Origin of the sequence: Pseudomonas lundensis, assembly GCF_001042985.1 — a bacterium.
Classification (GTDB): domain Bacteria; phylum Pseudomonadota; class Gammaproteobacteria; order Pseudomonadales; family Pseudomonadaceae; genus Aquipseudomonas; species Aquipseudomonas lundensis.
The window spans coordinates 111,683-131,690 of record NZ_JYKY01000005.1 but is presented as its reverse complement, the minus strand read 5'-3'; the positions used below and the strand labels follow the sequence as shown (position 1 = coordinate 131,690).

The 20,008-nt window shown below is 59.2% G+C and carries 19 protein-coding genes and 1 pseudogene; 7 read left to right on the top strand and 13 right to left on the bottom strand.

The features are described 5' to 3' along the window. The first annotated feature begins 248 nt into the window (after nt 1–248). Nucleotides 249–989 (top strand): hypothetical protein, encoded by a 741-nt coding sequence (locus TU74_RS06110; protein ID WP_241485544.1) that lies wholly within the window; start codon nt 249–251, stop codon nt 987–989. A gap of 116 nt (nt 990–1,105) precedes the next feature. On the opposite strand, the gene trxB is transcribed toward TU74_RS06110, so the two are convergent. After that, a complete protein-coding gene (trxB, locus tag TU74_RS06105) occupies nt 1,106–2,068 on the bottom strand; it encodes a thioredoxin-disulfide reductase (protein WP_047273390.1) in 963 nt (320 codons plus the stop codon). 312 nt (nt 2,069–2,380) lie between these two features. Between trxB and cysZ the strand changes: the two genes are divergently transcribed. Together cysZ and TU74_RS06095 are read left to right on the top strand one after the other, a co-directional pair. After that, a complete protein-coding gene (cysZ, locus tag TU74_RS06100; RefSeq protein ID WP_047273389.1) occupies nt 2,381–3,130 on the top strand; it encodes a sulfate transporter CysZ in 750 nt (249 codons plus the stop codon). Between the two features lie 40 nt (nt 3,131–3,170). Beyond that, nucleotides 3,171–4,385 carry a glycosyltransferase family 4 protein gene (locus TU74_RS06095; protein ID WP_082149834.1) on the top strand — a complete coding sequence of 405 codons (1,215 nt, stop codon included), beginning with the start codon at nt 3,171–3,173 and terminating at the stop codon, nt 4,383–4,385. On the opposite strand, the gene TU74_RS06090 is transcribed toward TU74_RS06095, so the two are convergent. Together TU74_RS06090 and TU74_RS06085 are read right to left on the bottom strand one after the other, a co-directional pair. Further along, nucleotides 4,382–4,864, bottom strand: coding sequence for a glutathione peroxidase (locus TU74_RS06090; protein ID WP_047273387.1), 483 nt, complete (start codon nt 4,862–4,864; stop codon nt 4,382–4,384). The genes TU74_RS06095 and TU74_RS06090 overlap by 4 nt on opposite strands. A gap of 132 nt (nt 4,865–4,996) precedes the next feature. Then, nucleotides 4,997–5,482: an FKBP-type peptidyl-prolyl cis-trans isomerase gene (locus tag TU74_RS06085; RefSeq protein ID WP_047273386.1), complete on the bottom strand. Its 486-nt coding sequence runs from the start codon at nt 5,480–5,482 to the stop codon at nt 4,997–4,999. On the opposite strand from TU74_RS06085, the pseudogene TU74_RS23330 reads away from it, so the two are divergent. From TU74_RS23330 to TU74_RS06075, 3 genes and pseudogenes are all read left to right on the top strand, one after another. Beyond that, nucleotides 5,481–5,797: pseudogene (locus TU74_RS23330) on the top strand (DUF3565 domain-containing protein). The gene TU74_RS06085 and the pseudogene TU74_RS23330 sit on opposite strands and share 2 nt — an antisense overlap. A gap of 60 nt (nt 5,798–5,857) precedes the next feature. Continuing rightward, nucleotides 5,858–7,957, top strand: coding sequence for a phosphate acetyltransferase (gene pta / locus TU74_RS06080; protein WP_047273385.1), 2,100 nt, complete (start codon nt 5,858–5,860; stop codon nt 7,955–7,957). Continuing rightward, entirely contained in the window at nt 7,958–8,863 is a 906-nt protein-coding gene (locus tag TU74_RS06075; protein WP_047273384.1) for an acyltransferase, read from the top strand. A gap of 63 nt (nt 8,864–8,926) precedes the next feature. On the opposite strand, the gene cysN is transcribed toward TU74_RS06075, so the two are convergent. The 3 genes from cysN to TU74_RS06060 all read right to left on the bottom strand — a co-directional run bounded on the left by cysN (nt 8,927) and on the right by TU74_RS06060 (nt 12,711). Further along, nucleotides 8,927–10,825 carry a sulfate adenylyltransferase subunit CysN gene (cysN, locus tag TU74_RS06070; RefSeq protein WP_047273383.1) on the bottom strand — a complete coding sequence of 633 codons (1,899 nt, stop codon included), beginning with the start codon at nt 10,823–10,825 and terminating at the stop codon, nt 8,927–8,929. 9 nt (nt 10,826–10,834) lie between these two features. After that, a complete protein-coding gene (cysD, locus tag TU74_RS06065; protein WP_047273382.1) occupies nt 10,835–11,752 on the bottom strand; it encodes a sulfate adenylyltransferase subunit CysD in 918 nt (305 codons plus the stop codon). A 200-nt stretch (nt 11,753–11,952) separates the two neighbouring features. Continuing rightward, complete coding sequence (locus tag TU74_RS06060; RefSeq protein WP_048375577.1) at nt 11,953–12,711, bottom strand: Nif3-like dinuclear metal center hexameric protein; 759 nt, start codon at nt 12,709–12,711, stop codon at nt 11,953–11,955. Nucleotides 12,712–12,812: 101 nt separating this feature from the next. Here TU74_RS06060 and algW point away from each other — a divergent pair, with 101 nt between their 5' ends. Beyond that, the gene (gene algW, locus TU74_RS06055) at nt 12,813–13,967 is read left to right on the top strand and encodes a Do family serine endopeptidase AlgW (protein ID WP_047273380.1); all 1,155 of its coding nucleotides are present in this window, start codon (nt 12,813–12,815) and stop codon (nt 13,965–13,967) included. Between the two features lie 64 nt (nt 13,968–14,031). On the opposite strand, the gene hisC is transcribed toward algW, so the two are convergent. From hisC to TU74_RS06020, 7 genes are all read right to left on the bottom strand, one after another. Then, nucleotides 14,032–15,084 (bottom strand): histidinol-phosphate transaminase, encoded by a 1,053-nt coding sequence (gene hisC, locus TU74_RS06050; protein WP_047273379.1) that lies wholly within the window; start codon nt 15,082–15,084, stop codon nt 14,032–14,034. Nucleotides 15,085–15,086: 2 nt separating this feature from the next. Further along, nucleotides 15,087–16,412 (bottom strand): histidinol dehydrogenase, encoded by a 1,326-nt coding sequence (gene hisD, locus TU74_RS06045; protein ID WP_048375575.1) that lies wholly within the window; start codon nt 16,410–16,412, stop codon nt 15,087–15,089. Between the two features lie 148 nt (nt 16,413–16,560). Beyond that, the gene (gene hisG / locus TU74_RS06040; protein WP_047273377.1) at nt 16,561–17,196 is read right to left on the bottom strand and encodes an ATP phosphoribosyltransferase; all 636 of its coding nucleotides are present in this window, start codon (nt 17,194–17,196) and stop codon (nt 16,561–16,563) included. Between the two features lie 181 nt (nt 17,197–17,377). Beyond that, complete coding sequence (gene murA / locus TU74_RS06035) at nt 17,378–18,643, bottom strand: UDP-N-acetylglucosamine 1-carboxyvinyltransferase (RefSeq protein WP_047273376.1); 1,266 nt, start codon at nt 18,641–18,643, stop codon at nt 17,378–17,380. A 31-nt stretch (nt 18,644–18,674) separates the two neighbouring features. Further along, entirely contained in the window at nt 18,675–18,914 is a 240-nt protein-coding gene (locus TU74_RS06030; RefSeq protein WP_003439919.1) for a BolA family protein, read from the bottom strand. A 114-nt stretch (nt 18,915–19,028) separates the two neighbouring features. Further along, the gene (locus TU74_RS06025; protein ID WP_047273375.1) at nt 19,029–19,334 is read right to left on the bottom strand and encodes an STAS domain-containing protein; all 306 of its coding nucleotides are present in this window, start codon (nt 19,332–19,334) and stop codon (nt 19,029–19,031) included. Continuing rightward, on the bottom strand, nt 19,331–20,002 hold the full coding sequence (locus TU74_RS06020; RefSeq protein ID WP_048375574.1) for an MlaC/ttg2D family ABC transporter substrate-binding protein: 672 nt from the start codon (nt 20,000–20,002) through the stop codon (nt 19,331–19,333). The genes TU74_RS06025 and TU74_RS06020 overlap by 4 nt, the downstream gene beginning before the upstream one ends. Between the last annotated feature and the right edge of the window lie 6 nt (nt 20,003–20,008).

Genomic DNA, 20,008 nt, shown 5'->3' with positions numbered 1-20,008 from the left:
CATATATCAGCGACATCAACGATGTGTATTTAGACTTTGGGGGCGGTAACCCGCAAGTGTTCTCGTACCAGATGTCATTGGGAGCACCATTTACGTGTGCCTGTATTATCGCTTTTGGTTTCCCGATGATTAGCGGCTTTGCGGCAGCACTGCTCGACTATTCTCCTGAGCTGGTCAGAGAGTTTACTGAGGACGTTTTCTTCGCTTGCTGGCCCATTGCCGTAATGATGTGGCTTTTCACAAGTGCCATGTGCCTTTTCGTCTGGCTCAAGGCCCACAAGCTCTTCACCGAAATCATCCCCACCCGCTTCAACCGGCAACGGCGCGAAGTCTGTTTCATGCCCGACGGAGCTACCGAGCCTTTATTTGTGCCTTGGGAATCACTCTGCGCATGGGTGATTCAGTCCCATAGCGCCACGCAATACGGCGCCACTCGCCAGTACGGCATGGGCATGGGTTTTGAACATGAGGGTGAATGGGTCACTCTGGAATTCCAGTGTGCCGGGTCGCAACTGGGCATCGCCCATTGGGAGGCCGTTCGCGCTTATATGGCATACGAACTGGATGACCTCAAGGCCATGCAAGACCCGCTGGGGCTGCAAGGCCCAAACGATCCACCCCATGAAGGGCTGCACACTTTCCGCAATGCCCGGGCCGGCCTGCACCGGCGTTTGCGTGAGAAAGAAGTGGGCTGGGTGTACGCATTTTTCTGGTACGTCTACCACGTCATGACCTTCTGGACCCTGCCCAATCGCCTGGTCGAGTGGGAAATCAAGCGCATCGACAAAAACGGCCGCCGCGCCCTGCCTCAGGCCCTGATCGACTGGTCGCAACCCCTGCCAGTGGAGCAACGAGCCAAGCCCAGCAACACCTTGGTGCGGCTCAGCGCCAAGGTGCGCACCCTGAGAAAGCAATACCCGCGGCATGACATCACCGAGATTTTCGCGCACGTGTATCGCGCTGAGCGGCAGGCGTCGGACAACACATGAACGATTGGTCTTAACGTGTACAACCAAAAATGCCCACATCGTGAGAGGCGGGCATTGAGGTAAACCGGGCAGCGGGGGGGTTAAAGCCCCACTGCCCCCTTTCGTTCAGACGGCTATCAGAACTCGGCGTTCTGCAGGCCGTCCAGGTAGCGCTCGGTGTCCAGTGCTGCCATGCAGCCCGCACCGGCCGATGTGATGGCCTGGCGGTACACGTGGTCCGCGACGTCGCCGGCCGCAAACACACCTTCGATGCTGGTCGCGGTGGCGTTGCCTTCGCGGCCGCCCTGCACAACCATGTAGCCATCCTTGAGTGCCAGCTGACCTTCGAACAACGCGGTGTTCGGGGTGTGGCCAATGGCGATGAACACGCCGTCGACCTTGATTTCATCAAAGCTGCCATCGTTGTTTTTCAGGCGCGCGCCGGTCACACCCATGTTGTCGCCCAGTACTTCGTCCAGGGTCGCGTTCAGTTTGAGTTCGATCTTGCCTTCGGCCACACGGGCGTTGAGCTTGTCGATCAGGATCTTCTCGGCGCGGAAGGTTTCACGACGGTGGATCAGTGTCACCTTGCTGGCGATATTGGCCAGGTACAGTGCTTCTTCCACAGCGGTGTTACCACCGCCCACCACGGCGACCGGCTTGTTGCGGTAGAAGAAACCATCGCAGGTCGCACACGCCGAAACGCCTTTGCCCATGAATGCTTCTTCAGACGGCAGGCCCAGATAACGGGCGCTGGCGCCGGTGGCGATGATCAGGGCGTCACAGGTGAACGTGCCGCTGTCGCCTTTGAGGGTGAACGGTTTGTTCTTGAGGTCCACTTCGTTGATGTGGTCGAACACGATCTCGGTTTCGAAACGCTCGGCGTGTTCGCGCATACGCTCCATCAGAGCCGGGCCGGTCAGGCCGTGAACATCACCCGGCCAGTTGTCGACTTCGGTGGTCGTGGTCAATTGACCGCCCGCCTGCATGCCCGTGATCAGCAGTGGCTTGAGGTTGGCGCGGGCCGCATAGACAGCAGCGCTGTAACCGGCAGGGCCGGAACCCAGAATAATCACTCGCGAATGACGTACTTCAGACATGACTCACTCCTATGACCGCCCGCATCACACCGGGTCGGAACGCCGCTAGAACGGCTGGAATAAAAAGGGATCGCGAAGGTGTACAGGCTAGACCTGAAACGCGTCGATCCTGAAAAATTGTGGGTGCAGCGTATCGAGGTGGCAGAGATTAAGGAAATACGGTTTAACAATCCAGCTCATAGCAGGTCTCAATGAGATCACCGGCGTCCTCAAGGCGCCTTTGTAACAGTTATTGTCGATCCCGAACCAAGGCTTTCGCGGCGTCTATAAAGCCGCTAAGGTCGCCCGGTTTCCCACTGCCCGGAGCCCACTATGCCCGCCCCTGTTCTTTCTGGCCCGCAGTACTTGCGCGAAGGCCTCAAGCTGGTACTTAGCCCTGGCCTGCGCGTGTTTGTGCTATTGCCCCTGCTGATCAACCTGCTGCTGTTCGTCGGCCTGATCTATTTTGCCGGCCATCAATTCAGCCTCTGGGTCGATACGTTGATGCCCTCGCTGCCCGACTGGCTGAGTTTTCTCAATTACGTGCTCTGGCCGTTGTTCGTGGTGCTGGTGGCGCTGATGGTGTTTTTTACTTTCACCCTGCTGGCCAACATTATTGCCGCCCCGTTCAATGGTTTTTTGTCTGAAAAAGTCGAAGTCGTGGTGCGCGGCAGCGATGATTTTCCCGCCTTCAGTTGGGGCGAATTGATCGCCATGGTGCCGCGTACGCTGGCCCGTGAAATGCGCAAATTGGGGTATTTCCTGCCTCGCGCCCTGGCGTTGATGGTCCTGTCGTTTATCCCGGTGTTGAACTTGATCGCCGCGCCCCTGTGGTTGGTATTCGGGATCTGGATGATGGCCATCCAATACATCGACTACCCGGCGGACAACCACAAGCTGGGCTGGAACGAGATGCTCGCCTGGCTGCGTGAAAAGCGCTGGCAGAGCATGAGTTTTGGCGGGATTGTTTACCTGGTGTTGCTTATCCCGGTGGTCAACCTGCTGATGATGCCCGCCGCCGTGGCCGGCGCCACGCTGTTCTGGGTGCGTGAACGCGGGGAAGATGCGCTCCAGAGCCGCTGACAGATTCATAAATCCATCATCACCGTGAAACATCGACGTCATGGCTCCGCCCGACACTGGAGTCATGACCACTGCCCTTCGCATCGCCCTCATCACTGAAACCTTCCCACCCGAAATCAACGGCGTGGCCCATACCCTTGGCCATCTATATGAAGGATTACGCGCGCTGAATCACCACGTGGAGCTGATACGCCCGCGGCAACACGTGGATGGCACGCAGCGCAGCAATGAGCACGTGATGCTATGCCGCGGTTGGCCAATCCCTCGCTACTCCGGCTTGCAATGGGGCATGACCTCTGCCCGGCGCTTGAGCAAACGCTGGCAGCTACAGCGGCCGGACGTGGTGTACATCGCCACGGAAGGGCCGTTGGGCCTGTGTGCGTTGCGGGTAGCCAGGCGTTTGGGAATTGCCGTGGTCAGCGGTTTTCACACCAACTTCCAGCAGTACACCCATCCGTACGGCTGGGGTTTCATCACGCGCGCCCTGACCCACTATTTACGCTGGTTTCATAACCGTTGTGCGCTGACGCTGGTGCCCAGCACCAGCCAGCGTCTTGAGCTGGAGCGCAGGCACTTTGAGCGTCTGCACCTGCTCAGCCGGGGGGTCGACAGCCGACGCTTCAACCCGTCCAGGCGCCAACAGGCCTTGCGTCAAAGCTGGGGGCTGCGTGAGGACGACATCGCGTTGCTGCACGTGGGACGGCTGGCCCCAGAAAAGAATCTCGGCGCGCTCAAGCGGGGTTTGCAGGCATTGGAAGCGCAATACCCTTCGCGACGTTTCAAATTGATCATCGTCGGAGACGGCCCCAAACGGGCTCACCTCGAAGCGTCGCTGCCCGAAGCGATCTTTTGTGGCATGCAGTGCGGGGAGGCGCTGGCCGAACATTACGCCAGTGGGGATGTGTTTTTGTTTCCGAGCATGACCGAAACCTTTGGCAACGTCGTACTCGAAGCCCTGGCATCGGGGCTGGGCGTGGTGGCGTATGACGAAGCCGCTGCGGGCTTGCACATCCGCCAGGGCTATAACGGCGTGCTGGCCATGACCGGGGATGAACATGCGTGGACGCAAGCCGCGTGCTGGCTGCTGGAAAACCCGGAAACCCTGCGTACGGTGCGCCTGAATGCGCGCCAGCATGCCAGCCGTCAGGGCTGGCCCGCCATCATCAGGCAGTTTGAGGGGTTGCTGTACAGCGCGTGTCACGGCCAGACCGGCACCCAGGCGGTGCCGGTTCCCGTCGCGGTGAAAAAGCCTTAAGCCAGCGCTTTTTCAATCGCCTGAATAACCGTGGGGTCATCCGGTGGCGTACGCGGGGAAAACCGCGCCAACACCCGACCGTCCTTGCCCATCAGGAATTTTTCGAAGTTCCAGGTGATCTCGCCCGGGAACTCGGCGCCTTCGCCTGCCAGCAAGCGATAGAGCTGGTGACGTTCCGGGCCATTGACGTCAAGCTTGCTGCTCATCGGGAAAGTCACCCCGTAGTTCAGGCTGCAGAACGCCTGAATATCTTCCCCGGTGCCCGGCTCCTGCCCGGCAAACTGATTGCAGGGCACGCCCAGCACACTGAAGCCTTGCTCGCGGTATTGCTGATACAGGTTTTCCAGCGCTGCGTACTGAGGCGTCAAGCCGCACTTGGAAGCCACGTTCACCACCAGCACGACGCGGCCCTTAAGGCCGGCCAGGGGCAATTCATTGCCGTCGAGGGCGTCCAGGGTAAGGTCGTGAAAAGCACTCATGACGGACTCCAAAATCTCGGGATCGGGTTCAGGCAATCGCTCCGGATGCCGATCGCCGTAGGCTGTACAGATGAAAAAAGGCGCCCGCAGGCGCCCTTCTCTGGCTCGCTCAACAGAGCGTAGCAGCCGTCATCAGTGCTGATGACCGCCTTCGCCGTGTACGTGGCCGTGAGCAACTTCTTCTTCGCTCGCGTCACGAACAGCAACAACTTTCACTTTGAAGTTCAGACGCTGACCAGCCAACGGGTGGTTACCGTCAACCGTCACGTCGTCGCCGTCCAGGTCACGGATGGTCACGATTTGCATCTGGCCGTCCGGCGCCGAAGCGTGGAACTGCATGCCCACTTCAAGTTGATCAACGCCTTCGAACATGCTGCTGCTCAACGTGCTGACCAGCTCGGCGGAGTACTCGCCGTACGCGTCTTCAGGCTCTACGGAAATTTCCAGCTCGTCACCGACTGCTTTGCCTTCCAGAGCCTTTTCCAGACCTGGAATGATGTTACCTGCGCCTTGCAGGTAAACCAGCGGCGCGCCACCGGCGGAGCTGTCGATGACCTCACCAGCGTCGTTGGTCAGGGTATAGTCGATGGAGACAGCCTTATTGGCGGCGATCGTCATGGGGCGAGACCTTTTGCAAAAATATTGAGGGCGCAAGTTTAACCAAGCAAACGCTCGAAAGCGAACACAACGAAACACAACCAAGACCAACGGATACCTTTGAAAAGTTCAACAATCATTGGATGGCGTCAGGACGAAGAGGCACATTGGGTGGTCGTACTGTCCTGTGGCCACACTCAACACCAGCGCCATCAACCGCCCTGGCAATCGCGGGCCTGGGTGCTTGACCCCGAACAACGCGACGCAAAAATAGGTCAGCCCTTTACGTGTGGCTGGTGTGCTCAAGCGGCGGATAGCGCTAATCTTGGCAATTGATTCAGGCACATGACCCGTTCGGCGGGCGTGCCCTTGCACTGCTCACGTCAGGAAGCTCGCATGCAAACTTTCTTTATTGCCCCCACTGATTTTGGTGTGGGCCTGACTTCTATCAGCCTGGGGCTGGTGCGCACACTGGAGCGTGCCGGCCTGAAAGTCGGCTTTTTCAAGCCAATTGCCCAGCCGCACCCCGGCGATGTCGGCCCGGAGCGCTCGACCGAACTGGTCGCCCGCACCCACGGGCTGAAACCGCCACAGCCATTGGGGTTGGCGCACGTTGAGCGGATGCTGGGCGATGGCCAACTGGATGAACTGCTCGAAGAAATCATCAGCCTCTACCAGCAAGCCGCGGTCGGCAAAGACGTCCTGATCGTCGAAGGCATGGTTCCGACCCGCAGCGCCAGCTATGCCGCCCGGGTCAACTTGCACTTGGCCAAGAGCCTCGATGCAGAGGTGATCCTGGTGTCGGCGCCCGAGAATGAAGTGCTGACCGAACTCTCGGGCCGTGTCGAATTGCAGGCTCAACTGTTTGGCGGCCCCAAAGACCCGAAAGTCCTCGGTGTGATCCTGAACAAGGTACGCACTGACGAAAGCATGGAAGACTTCGCCGCGCGCCTTAAAGAACACTCGCCCCTGCTGCGCACCGGTGACTTCAAGTTGCTGGGCTGCATCCCGTATCAGCCCGAACTCAACGCGCCGCGCACCCGTGACGTGGCCGATCTGCTGGGTGCCAACGTGCTGAATGCCGGGGACTACGAGACCCGGCGCATGTCAAAAATCATTTTGTGCGCCCGCACCGTGCTCAACACCCTGCAATTGCTCAAGCCCGGTGTGTTGGTGGTAACCCCGGGGGATCGCGACGACATCATTCTGGCGGTCAGCCTGGCGGCGATGAACGGGGTGCCGCTGGCCGGGTTGCTGCTGACCAGCGACACCCAGCCCGACCCGCGCCTGATGGAATTGTGCCGCGGCGCCCTGCAAGCGGGTCTGCCCGTGCTGTCGGTCAGTACCGGTTCGTATGACACCGCCAACCGCCTGAACAATCTGAACAAGGAAATCCCGATTGATGACCGCGAACGTGCGGAAATCATCACCGATTTCGTGGCCAGCCACCTGGATGCCAAATGGTTGCACCAGCGTTGCGGCACGCCGCGCGAAATGCGCCTCACCCCTGCCGTGTTTCGCTATCAACTGATCCAGCGTGCTCAGCAAGCCAACAAACGTATCGTCTTGCCTGAAGGCAGCGAACCGTTAACCGTACAGGCGGCGGCGATCTGTCAGGCACGCGGCATTGCACGTTGTGTGTTGTTGGCCAAGCCTGACGAAGTCCGGGCGGTGGCCAAGGCCCACGGTATTGAACTGCCGGACGGGCTGGAAATTCTTGACCCCGACGTGATTCGCGATCGGTATGTCGAGCCGATGGTGGCGTTGCGCAAAACCAAAAGCCTCAATGCCCCGATGGCTGAACAGCAGCTCGAAGACCCGGTGGTGATCGGCACCATGATGTTGGCGCTGGACGAAGTGGACGGCCTGGTGTCCGGGGTCATTCACTCCACTGCCAACACCATCCGCCCGGCCCTGCAATTGATCAAGACCGCACCCGGCTGCACGCTGGTGTCGTCGGTGTTCTTCATGCTTTTCCCCGAGCAGGTTCTGGTCTACGGCGACTGCGTGATGAACCCGCACCCGTCGGCGGCTGAACTGGCCGAAATCGCCCTGCAAAGTGCCGACTCTGCGGCAGCGTTCGGCATTACACCGCGGGTGGCGATGATCAGTTATTCCAGTGGCGACTCGGCCAGTGGTGAAGAGGTCGAAAAAGTCCGTGAAGCCACCCTGCTGGCGCACGAATCGCAACATGCCCTGTTGATTGACGGCCCGTTGCAATATGACGCCGCAGCCAATGAGGACGTGGCTCGACAACTCGCCCCCAACAGTCAGGTTGCCGGGCGCGCCACCGTGTTTGTGTTCCCCGACCTCAACACCGGCAACACCACCCACAAAGCCGTGCAACGCAGCGCTGATTGCGTCAGCCTCGGCCCCATGCTGCAAGGCCTGCGCAAACCGGTGAACGACCTTCCCCGCGGCGCTCAGGTCGACGACATTGTGTACACCATCGCCCTCACGGCGATTCAAGCCGCCAACCGACCTATGGATGTGTAAATGCTGGACTCCCTGCCTGCGCCGTTACGCGGCGTGATTGCTTCCCTGCTGCTGGCGATCAACACCATCGTGTGCTGCACGCCGCTGTTCGTGGTGGCCATTTTCAAACTGTGCCTGCCCTTTGCCGCCGCCCAGCGCTGCACCGACTGGCTGATGCGCCATATCCACGAAGCGTGGGTCAGCAATAACAAACGCTGGATGGACCTGCTGGGGCAGACCCGCTGGCAGATCAAGGGGCTGGAGGGGCTCGATTACGAGCATTCGTACCTGGTGACCAGCAACCACCAGAGCTGGGTCGACATCATGGTGCTGCAATACGTGCTCAATAAACGCATCCGCCCGCTGAAGTTCTTCCTCAAGCAGGAGTTGATCTGGGTGCCGGTGATTGGTCTGGCGTGGTGGGCGTTGGGTTTCCCGTTCATGAAACGCTACTCCAAGGCGTACCTGGCCAAACACCCTGAGAAAAAAGGCGCCGATCTGGCGACCACGCGCAAAACCTGTGCGAAGTTTAAAAACCAGCCAGTCGGCATTTTCAACTTCGTGGAAGGCACGCGTTTCACCGAAGCCAAGCATGGGCAGCAACAATCACCGTTTCGCTACCTGCTCAAGCCCAAGGCGGGCGGTATTGCCTTTGTGCTGGACGCCATGGGCGAGCAACTGAAATCCATCGTCAACGTGACCATTCACTACCCCGGCGGGCGCCCCGGGTACTGGGATCTGCTGTGCGGCAACGTGCGCGAGGTCGTGGTGGTGTTTGAAGAGTTGAGCATTCCGGCTGAGTTTCTGGGGCGCAACTACGATCAGGATGCCGAGTACAAATTGGCATTTCAGAGCTGGATCAATCAATTGTGGGAAGACAAAGACCGCCTGCTGGGCGAGTTGCATCGCGAATACCCCAAAAGCTGATTCGCAAGCAGATAGACAAAAGCCCGCCACCGATCCCTCGGCAGCGGGCTTTTTCAGTGTGGCTTAAATCGCGCCGCGTTGACGCAACAGGTCCAGCACCAACTTGACGCCTTCATCAACCGTCAGCGCCTGCGTGTTCACCACCAGGTCTGCATCGAGCGGGACGTCATACGGGAAGGACTCACCCGGAATGTTGTCACCACCCGCTGCGTACAACCCTTGCGGGTCACGTTCGGCGCATACGGCAGGTGACGCCTGCACATACACGGTGATCAGGCGATCATCGCCAATCAACGCTTTGGCCTGATCGCGGCCTTGTGCGTCCGGCGCCACAAAGGCAGCCAGCGTCAGCAGACCCGCCTCATTGAACTGGCGCGCGACATGGGCCGCACGACGCCAGTTTTCTGTGCGTCCGGCGCGGTCTTGTGCCAACCCCTTGTTCAAGTCATGACGCAGGTTCTGGCCATCCAGCACAAACACCGCACGCCCCATGTCGAACAACTTGCGCTCAACGGCATAGGCCAGCGTGCTTTTACCCGCGCCCGACAGGCCGCTGAACAACACGGTCGCCGGTTGCTGACCGAAGCGTTGCGCACGCTCTTGAGTCGTCACGTGAGCCAGCTCGCCATGATGGCCAGTGCTGCCATGGCTGACCGGCTGGGCAACGATCATGCCTGCGCCCACGGTGCCATTGGTCAGGCGATCAATGATGATGAACGAGCCCGTGGTGCGGTTGCTGTCGTACCCGTCCAGCGCAATGGGTGCGTCGAGGCTGATCTTGACCTTGCCGATTTCGTTCAGTTGCAACGCGCTGGCCGGACCTTCTTCCAGTGTGTTGACATCGACCTTGTTGATGATGCTCGCGATGGAGCCCGGCACGTAGCTGGTCGCGCGCTTGATGTCGTACTTTTTGCCCGGCAGCATGGGCTCTTCGGCCATCCACACCAGCATGGCGTCGAAGGTATCAGTCACCGGCGGTACGCTGTCGGCGTGTACCAGCAAGTCACCACGCGAAATATCGATCTCGTCTTCCATGGTCAGGGTGATCGCCTGACCCGGCCCGGCGTGCTCCAACTCACCTTCAAACGTGACGATGGATTTGACCCGGCTGCTCTTGCCCGATGGCAATACCATCACTTCATCGCCCTTGCGCACGATGCCGCTGGCCAGCGTGCCGGCAAATCCCCGGAAGTTCAGGTTGGGACGGTTGACGTATTGCACGGGGAAACGCAGGTCGGTTAGGTTACGGTCGGCCGCCACCTCGACGGTTTCAAGAATTTCCATCAACGATTGGCCGGTGTACCACGGCGAACGCTCGCTTCTGTTCACCACGTTGTCGCCCTTGAGCGCCGACATCGGAACAAAATGCAGGCTGCTCGGCTTCATCTTCAAGCCTTCGGCAAACTTCAAGTAGTCCGCCTTGATCGACTCGAAGACGCCTTCGTCAAACCCTTTGAGGTCCATCTTGTTGATGGCGACCACGATGTGTTTGATGCCCAGCAACGACGCGATAAAGCTGTGGCGGCGCGTCTGGGTTTGCACGCCGTAACGGGCATCCACCAAGATAATTGCCAGATCACAGGTCGATGCGCCCGTGGCCATATTGCGGGTGTACTGCTCATGGCCCGGGGTGTCGGCAATGATGAATTTGCGCTTGGCCGTGGAAAAGTAACGGTAGGCCACGTCAATGGTAATGCCCTGTTCGCGCTCGGCTTGCAGGCCATCCACCAGTAGCGCCAGGTCGATGTCATCGCCCGTGGTGCCGCTTTTTTTCGAATCGCGGGTAATGGCTTCCAGGTGATCTTCGTAGATCATCTTGGAGTCGTGCAGCAAGCGCCCGATCAGGGTGCTTTTGCCGTCATCGACGTTGCCGCAGGTCAGGAAGCGCAACATCTCCTTGCGTTCGTGCTGGCCCAGGTAGGCGAGGATGTCCTCGCTGATCAAATCAGATACGTGCGACATGACAACCCCTTAGAAATAACCTTGACGTTTTTTATCTTCCATGGAGCCTGCGCCATCGTGATCGATGACTCGGCCCTGGCGCTCGGAAGTTCGCGTCAGGAGCATTTCCTGGATGATGTCGGTCAGGCTTTCAGCCTCCGATTCCACCGCGCCGGTCAGCGGGTAGCAACCCAGCGTACGGAAACGGACTTTCTTCTTGACGATGCGCGCCTTGTCTTCGTCAGACAGGTGCTCAAGGATGCGCTCGTCATCGATCATGATCAGGGTGCCGTTTTTCTCGATGACTTCACGCTCAGCTGCGAAATACAGCGGCACAATCGGAATGCCTTCGAGGTAGATGTACTGCCAGATATCGAGTTCGGTCCAGTTCGACAACGGGAAGACGCGGATCGATTCGCCCTTGTTAACGTTGCCGTTGTAGACGTTCCACAGTTCAGGCCGCTGGTTCTTCGGATCCCAGCGGTGTTTGCTGTCACGGAACGAGTACACGCGCTCTTTGGCGCGGGATTTTTCTTCGTCGCGGCGTGCGCCACCGAAGGCCGCATCAAAGCCGTACTTGTCGAGCGCCTGTTTCAGGCCCTCGGTTTTCATGATGTCCGTGTGCTTGGCACTGCCATGGGTAAACGGGTTGATGCCCTGCGCCACACCGTCCGGGTTGACGTGAGTGATCAAGTCCAGGCCCAGCTCGGCGACCATCTTGTCGCGGAAGCGGTACATCTCCTGGAATTTCCACTGCGTGTCGACATGCATCACCGGAAACGGCAGCTTGCCAGGGAAAAAAGCCTTGCGAGCAAGGTGCAGCATCACGGCGGAATCTTTACCGATCGAGTACAGCATTACCGGGTTATCGAACTCGGCAGCCACCTCGCGGATGATGTGGATGCTTTCCGCCTCCAGCTGTTTCAGGTGCGTCAGTTTGTCGACCATGGCTACTCACGAAAGCTATCTTATGAACGGCCTGCGGGCCGTGTTCGAGCGGAGAATGCTAGCACAGCACCTTCTTATATTGAGGGCGCCAACTAGATCGAAAAAGTCTAAGAATAGATCGCGGGGTTTGGGCTCAGCGCCACTGAAAAAGCGCTGCAGGCTGTCAGAAACCTGCAGCGACCGCGCCTGTCAGTGAGCGGCTAGATCGGGTTGGGGCAATCGATGAACAGGTGCTCCAGCGCAAAACGTCGGGCGAGGTAATCACCCAGCGCTTGCACGCCATACCGCTCGGTCGCGTGATGCCCAGCAGCAATGAAGCTGATGTCGTTTTCACGGGCGCTGTGAAAGGTCTGCTCGGACGCTTCCCCGCTGAGGTACAGGTCAACGCCGGCCTGGACGGCTTGATCGATGTAACCCTGCCCGCCTCCGGTGCACCAGCCGACACGCCGTATCATTGGGCTGCCTTCTATCAGCAGTGGTTCACGCCCCAGTACGTCTTGCACCCGTCTGGCAAAGTCCCGCGCCGTCATGGGCTCAGCCAACGAGCCCACCAGCCCTACCACTTTGGCATTGTCGGGATCCAGCGGCCCTTCAACAGTGATGTCCAGTTGCCGCGCCAGTTGAACGTTGTTGCCCACGTCCGGGTGCAGGTCGAGCGGCAAGTGGTAGGCCAACAAGCTGATGTCGTGCTTGAGCAGGGTTTTAAGGCGACGCTGCTTCATGCCGGTGACGCACGGGTCTTCACCTTTCCAGAAGTAACCGTGATGCACCAGCACCAGATCGGCACCGGCCTCCACAGCCGCATCCAGCAAGGCTTGACTGGCCGTCACGCCGCTGATGATGCGCAGCACTTGCGGCCGCCCCTCAACCTGCAAGCCGTTGGGGCAGTAATCGCTGATTGCAGCGCAATTGAGGTATCGATTTGCTTCTTCGACCAGCGTGCTCAAGGCGACGGCCATAAAAGACTCCTAAATATAGCGTTCAGAGGCGCGCAGCCCTCGTATAATGGCCGCCATTATGGGCCGTCATGGTGGCTCTGCAACCTTCAGGACTTAGTTCAATGCTCAAGGCTTTGCGTTTCTTTGGCTGGCCACTGCTGGCCGGCGTTCTTATCGCTTTGCTGATTATTCAGCGCTACCCGCAATGGGTCGGGCTGCCGAGTCTGGACGTTAATCTGCAACAGGCGCCGCAAACCAATTATGCGCAGCAAGGGCCGGTCACCTACGCCGATGCGGTGGTGCGCGCCGCGCCAGCCGTGGCCAACCTGTACACCACCAAGGTGGTGAACCGCAACGCCCGCCCCTTGTTTGAAGACCCGCAGTTCCGTCACTTTTTCGGCAACAACGCCCCCAAGCAAAAACGCATGGAATCGAGCCTCGGCTCGGCGGTATTGATGAGCCCCGAAGGGTATTTGCTCACCAATAACCACGTGGTGCTGAACGCCGACCAGATCGTCGTGGCCCTCAAGGACGGGCGTGAAACCCTGGCCCGAGTGATCGGCAGCGACCCGGAAACCGACCTGGCGGTGCTCAAGATTGATCTGAAAAACCTGCCGGCCATTACCATTGGTCGCTCCGACAGCCTGCGCATCGGTGACATTGCACTGGCAATCGGCAACCCGTTCGGGGTCGGCCAGACCACGACCATGGGCATCATCAGTGCCACCGGCCGTAACCAGCTGGGGCTGAACAACTACGAAGACTTCATCCAGACCGATGCAGCGATCAATCCGGGTAACTCCGGCGGCGCACTGGTGGACGCCAATGGCAACCTGACCGGCATCAACACGGCTATTTTCACCAAATCCGGCGGCTCTCAAGGCATCGGCTTTGCCATCCCGATCAATCTGGCGATGGAGGTCATGAAGTCGATCATCGAACACGGCCAAGTGATTCGTGGCTGGTTGGGGATTGAAGTGCAACCGTTGACCCCGGACCTGGCCGAATCGTTCGGCCTGAGCGGTCGTCCGGGGATTGTCGTGGCGGGGATTTTCCGTGATGGCCCGGCGCAAAAAGCGGGTCTGCAGCTGGGTGATGTGATTCTGAGCATCGATGGCGCCCCCGCCAGCGACGGTCGTCGCTCAATGAACCAGGTGGCGCGAATCAAGCCGTCGGAGAAAATCAGCATTCAAGTGATGCGTAATGGCAAAGAGCTGAAACTGACGGCCGAAGTGGGCTTGCGTCCACCACAGGAACAGCCGCCGCAGCAGGAATAAACGCACTTCGTACGGCCGCTGCCCTGGTGACACTCACGTCATGGGCAGCGGCAATACTGTCTGATTAAACGCCTGACAACCCCTCAATCAGCGCTGCGTTCTGCTCCGGCGTGCCGATGGTGATGCGCAGGAACTGGTCGATCCGCAATTGCTTGAAGTGGCGCACGATCACACCTTGTGCACGCAACTTGGCGGCCAGCGCCGCGGCATCGTGCTCCGGGTGGCGGGCGAAGATGAAGTTGGCCGCTGACGGCAGCACCTCAAACCCCAGCCCCTCAAGTTGCCCGACCAGCTGTTCACGGCTGTCGATGACGGCCTTGCAGGTCTGCTCGAAATAGTCACGGTCCTCGAACGCCGCAGCTGCACCGACTATCGCCAGGCGGTCCAGCGGATAGGAGTTGAAGCTGTTTTTGATGCGCTCCAGCGCCTCGATCAGGTCGGGATGCCCTACCGCGAGCCCTACCCGCAGACCTGCCAGCGAGCGGGATTTGGACAGGGTTTGGGTCACCAGCAGGTTCGGGTAACGATCCACCAGGCTGATTGCCGTCTGCCCGCCAAAGTCGATGTAGGCTTCGTCGACCACCACCACCGAGTCCGGGTTGGCGTTGAGTATCTGCTCGATCGCTTCCAGCGCCAGCAGGCAACCGGTCGGCGCATTCGGGTTCGGGAAGATGATGCCGCCATTGGGTCTGGCGTAATCGGTCGGCTGGATCTGGAACTGTGCATCCAGCGCTACGGACTCGAACTCGATGCCGTACAGCCCGCAATACACCGGATAAAAGCTGTAGCTTATGTCCGGAAACAACAACGGCTGGTCGTGCTGAAACAAGCCATTGAAGACATGGGCCAGCACTTCGTCCGAGCCATTGCCCAAAAACACCTGACGCGGCTGCACGCCGTAATAGCTGGCCACCGCCTGCTTGAGCAAGTCGCTGTTCGGGTCCGGGTACAACCGCAGGTTGTCATTGAGCTCGGCCTGCATGGCCGCAAGGGCTTTGGGCGAAGGGCCGTAAGGGTTTTCGTTGGTGTTGAGCTTGACCAGTCGGGTCAGTTTCGGCTGCTCGCCCGGCACGTAAGGCACCAGGTCTTTAACAAAAGAACTCCAGAATTTGCTCATGCTTATTGCCCCTTTTTGTCAGCAATAATCCGGTACTCGGCACTGCGGGCGTGGCCGGTCAACGACTCGCCACGGGCCAGGACCGAAGCCGTCTTGCCCAACTCGGAAGCGCCTTGTTCGGAGCAAAAAATGATCGATGAACGCTTCTGGAAGTCATAGACCCCCAACGGCGAGGAGAAACGCGCCGTGCCCGAGGTCGGCAACACATGGTTAGGGCCCGCGCAATAATCACCCAGCGCTTCTGAGGTGTGACGACCCATGAAGATTGCACCGGCGTGGCGAATCTGCGGCAACCACGCCTGGGGATCGGCAACCGACAACTCCAGGTGTTCCGGGGCGATACGGTTGGCCACGTCGATGGCCTGCTGCATGTCGTCCACCAGAATCAGCGCGCCACGGCCATTGATTGAGGTGTTGATGATCTCGGCGCGCTCCATGGTCGGCAACAGTTTGGCAATGCTGGCGGCGACCTTGTCGAGGAACGCGGCATCGGGGCTGACCAGAATCGCCTGAGCGTCTTCGTCGTGCTCGGCCTGGGAAAACAGGTCCATGGCAATCCAGTCAGGGTCGGTCTGGCCATCACACACCACCAGAATCTCCGACGGCCCGGCGATCATGTCGATACCGACCTGACCAAACACGTGGCGCTTGGCAGTGGCGACATAAATGTTGCCCGGCCCGACGACTTTGTCGACTTTCGGTACGCTTTCGGTGCCATAAGCCAGTGCGGCAACCGCCTGCGCGCCGCCGATGGTAAATACCCGGTCCACGCCCGCAATGCAGGCGGCAGCCAGCACCAGTTCGTTGAGTTCACCCCGCGGGGTCGGCACGACCATGACCACTTCGGTTACACCGGCCACCTTGGCCGGGATCGCGTTCATCAGCACCGACGACGGGTACGACGCCTTGCCGCCCGGCACATACAAACCGGCACGGTCCAGCGGCGTGACTTTTTGCCCGAGCACCGTGCCGTCGACTTCGGTGTAGGTCCAGGAGTCCTGCTTTTGCTTTTCGTGGTAGCTGCGCACTCGCTGGGCGGCTTTTTCCAGCGCCTCGCGCTGCTCGGCGGTGATGCGGGTCAAGGCCAGTTCCAGGCGCTCACGAGGCAGGATCAGATCCGCCATCGAAGCCACTTCCAGGCCGTCGAAGCGCTGGGTGAATTCCACCAGCGCCGCATCGCCACGCTCACGCACTGCCTTGATGATGTCGAGCACGCGCTGGTTGACCGAGTCGTCAGACACACTTTCCCAGCTCAGCAGATGATCCAGATGCTGCGCGAAATCCGGATCAGCAGCGTTGAGACGGCGAATTGCAGTGGGAGCGGTCATAGCGAGGGCCTCGGTAATTGGCGAATGCTTAGAATTCAGGATATTGCACAGCTCAGGCACCGCAAGACTACCAAGCCATCCGCGCGGGTACCTGAGATTTCTGGCTTTTACACGGATAGATGGGCGCGCCCGGAGACGCGCGGGTGAGTCAGCCGCGGTGTCGGGATTCCACTGCTTTGCGCAGGGTATCGATCAGGGCTTGAATGCGGGCGTGCTGCATTTTCATGGAAGCCTTGTTAACCACCAGGCGAGAGCTGATGGCGGCAATGAAGTCCTGGGGTTCCAGGCCATTGGCGCGCAAGGTGTTACCGGTATCGACCACGTCGATGATTTTGTCGGCCAGACCGATCAGCGGTGCCAGCTCCATCGAGCCATACAGCTTGATGATGTCGACCTGACGGCCCTGTTCAGCGTAATAACGCTTGGCCACGTTGACGAACTTGGTCGCCACGCGCAGGCGGCCTTTAGGCTCGACGGCACCCACGGCACCGGCTGTCATCAGCTTGCACTGGGCAATGCGCAGGTCCAGTGGCTCATACAGGCCCTGACCGCCGTACTCCATCAGTACGTCTTTACCGGCAACGCCCAGGTCGGCGGCGCCATGCTCAACGTAAGTGGGTACGTCAGTGGCGCGCACGATCAGCAAACGTACGTCTGGCTGGGAGGTCGGAATGATCAGCTTGCGGCTTTTGTCCGGATTCTCGGTCGGCACGATGCCCGCTTCAGCCAGAAGCGGCAGGGTGTCGTCAAGGATACGGCCCTTGGACAATGCAATGGTCAGCATGGGAAACGTAAGTCCTTATCAGGGTACTTATGCCCGGGCGCAATCGGCGCCGGACAAACGTCGAGCCTGATAATCAGGCTCGACTTGAACGATTCGAGGCCAGGTAAGGTAACGCGTCAACACCGTTACGTCACCTGGCGGCTGGACACAGTCCGTGTGCCCTGATGCCTGTTACCAAAAACTAGCCCGGAACGCGGCGGATTTTGGCACCCAGCATTTGCAGTTTTTCTTCGATGCACTCGTAACCACGGTCTATGTGGTAAATGCGGTCGATCAAGGTATCGCCTTCGGCCACCAGTGCCGAAATCACCAGGCTGGCCGACGCACGCAGGTCGGTGGCCATCACAGGCGCGCCCTTGAGTGTTTCAGTGCCGGTCACGATGGCCGTGTTGCCTTCGACCTGGATCTTGGCGCCCATGCGGTGCAGTTCGTACACGTGCATGAAGCGGTTTTCGAAGATGGTCTCGATCACGGCGCCGGTGCCTTCAGCAATGGCGTTCAACGAGATGAACTGTGCCTGCATGTCGGTCGGGAACGCCGGGTAAGGAGCGGTACGCACATTGACGGCCTTTGGACGCTTGCCGTGCATGTTCAGCTCGATCCAGTCTTCGCCGGTGGTGATCTCGGCGCCCGCTTCCTTGAGTTTCTCAAGCACGGCTTCGAGGATGGTCGGATCGGTGTCCTTGACCTTCACGCGGCCGCCGGTCACGGCAGCAGCCACCAGGTAAGTACCGGTTTCGATACGGTCCGGCATCACGCGGTAAGTGGCAGAGTGCAAACGCTCAACACCATCAATGGTGATGGTGTCGGTACCCGCACCGCTGACCTTGGCGCCCATGGCGTTCAGGAAGTTGGCCAGGTCAACCACTTCAGGTTCACGGGCCGCGTTTTGCAGAACGCTGCGGCCTTTGGCCAGTGCTGCGGCCATCATGATGTTTTCAGTACCGGTCACGCTGACGGTATCGAAGAAGAAGTTGGCGCCACGCAAGCCGCCTTCGGGCGCCTTGGCCTTGATGTAGCCGCCTTCAACGTCGATCACCGCGCCCATGGCTTCAAGGCCGCGGATGTGCAGGTCAACCGGACGCGAACCGATGGCGCAACCGCCAGGCAACGCCACTTCAGCTTCACCGAAACGGGCAACCATCGGGCCCAGTACCAGGATCGAAGCACGCATGGTCTTAACCAGTTCGTACGGGGCGATCAGGGTTTTGATGGTGTTCGGGTCGATTTCGACCGACAGCTTCTCATCGATCACCGGCTCAATGCCCATGCGGCCGAAGAGCTCGATCATGGTGGTGATGTCATGCAGGTGCGGCAGGTTGGCCACGGTCACCGGGCCATCGCACAGCAGGGTCGCAGCCAGAATCGGCAGGGCAGAGTTTTTCGCCCCGGAAATGCGGATCTCGCCATCTAGACGGGCACCGCCGGTAATAATCAATTTATCCATAACAATCTCGACGCCAATGGGCTCAGGGGGCTCAGGTGCGCTCGGCCCAGGCCGCGCTGCTGAAGAATTTCATAGTGACCGCATGGATGCTGCCATCAGCGATCCACGGGTTCAAATGGGCATAGATGCTTTGTTGACGTTTCACCGGGCTCAAGGCCACCAGCTCGTCACTAATCACGTTCAGCTGAAAGTTGCAGCCTTCGCCCTCAACTTCTACCTGGGTTCCAGGCAGCTTTCCCTCAAGAAAGCTCTTCACTTCTACGGCCTGCATGCTCAACCTCAATCGGCGCCCAACGCGCGCGGGTCGGCCATCATACAAAAAAGCCCCGCGCCTGCGAACCCCGCTGAACAGGACTCTGACGGGGGGCTTCTCTATAAATGGCGATTAATGATGTGCCAATAGCTCGGTCAGGCCCGAAACCTGAGCGATTTCGCGCATGTCTTCAGGCATGGCACGAATGCTCAATGGCTTGTTCAGGGCTTGTGCGTCACGGATAAAACACAGCAGCAACGACAAACCGACGCTGCTGGATTTGGTGACGGCCGAGCAATCCACCACAAGGGATTTGGCCAGCGCTTTTTTGATCAGCGCCTGGCCTTCCTTACGTAAGCGGGGGCCGGTCTGGTAGTCAAGCACGCCACTGAGGCGCAGCTCGCTTTCACCGGCCAGGGTCACGGCACCCTCACTCATTTGTCGATGGCCTTGTCAGTCTCTTGCTTGACCTTGGCCACTTCGCCAGCCCAGTTATCAATGGTCTTATCCAGATCGTTGCCGTTTTTCTGCATGGCATCGGCGAATTGATCACGGAACAACTTGCCGATGTTGATGCCATTGACGATCACGTTACGTACTTTCCACTCGCCGTTCACCTTGTTAAGGGTGTAGGACAACGGGTAAGTCGCGCCGTTATCGCCTTTAACGATCATGTCAACGCTAGTGCGATCGCACTTCTTATCACCGGTGGAATCGTTGCATTCATTCTTGGGCGGGCTAACAGTGATGCCCTGGTTTTTGAACTCCAGCAAGGCATTGCCGTAGAACTGCATGAGGCTGCGCTTGAAGTTCTCCTGGAACCGCTGCATTTGTGCTGGCGTTGCCTTGCGCGAGTACTTGACGGTCATGATGCTTTTGGAGATGCCTTCCACATCCACCGCAGGCCCGACAATATTGTTCAGGGCATCGTAAAACTTGCTCGGGTTTTGTTTGTATTGCTCTTTGTTGGCCGTCAGGTCAGCCAGCAAACGTGTGGTGGTGTCTTGAACGATGTCGTGGGCCGATTGCCCCGGTGCTGCATTCGCCATCAGAGGAAGTGCGGCCGCCAAAACAACCAGCAGGCCACGGCGCAAGAGAGAAATCATCGAAAC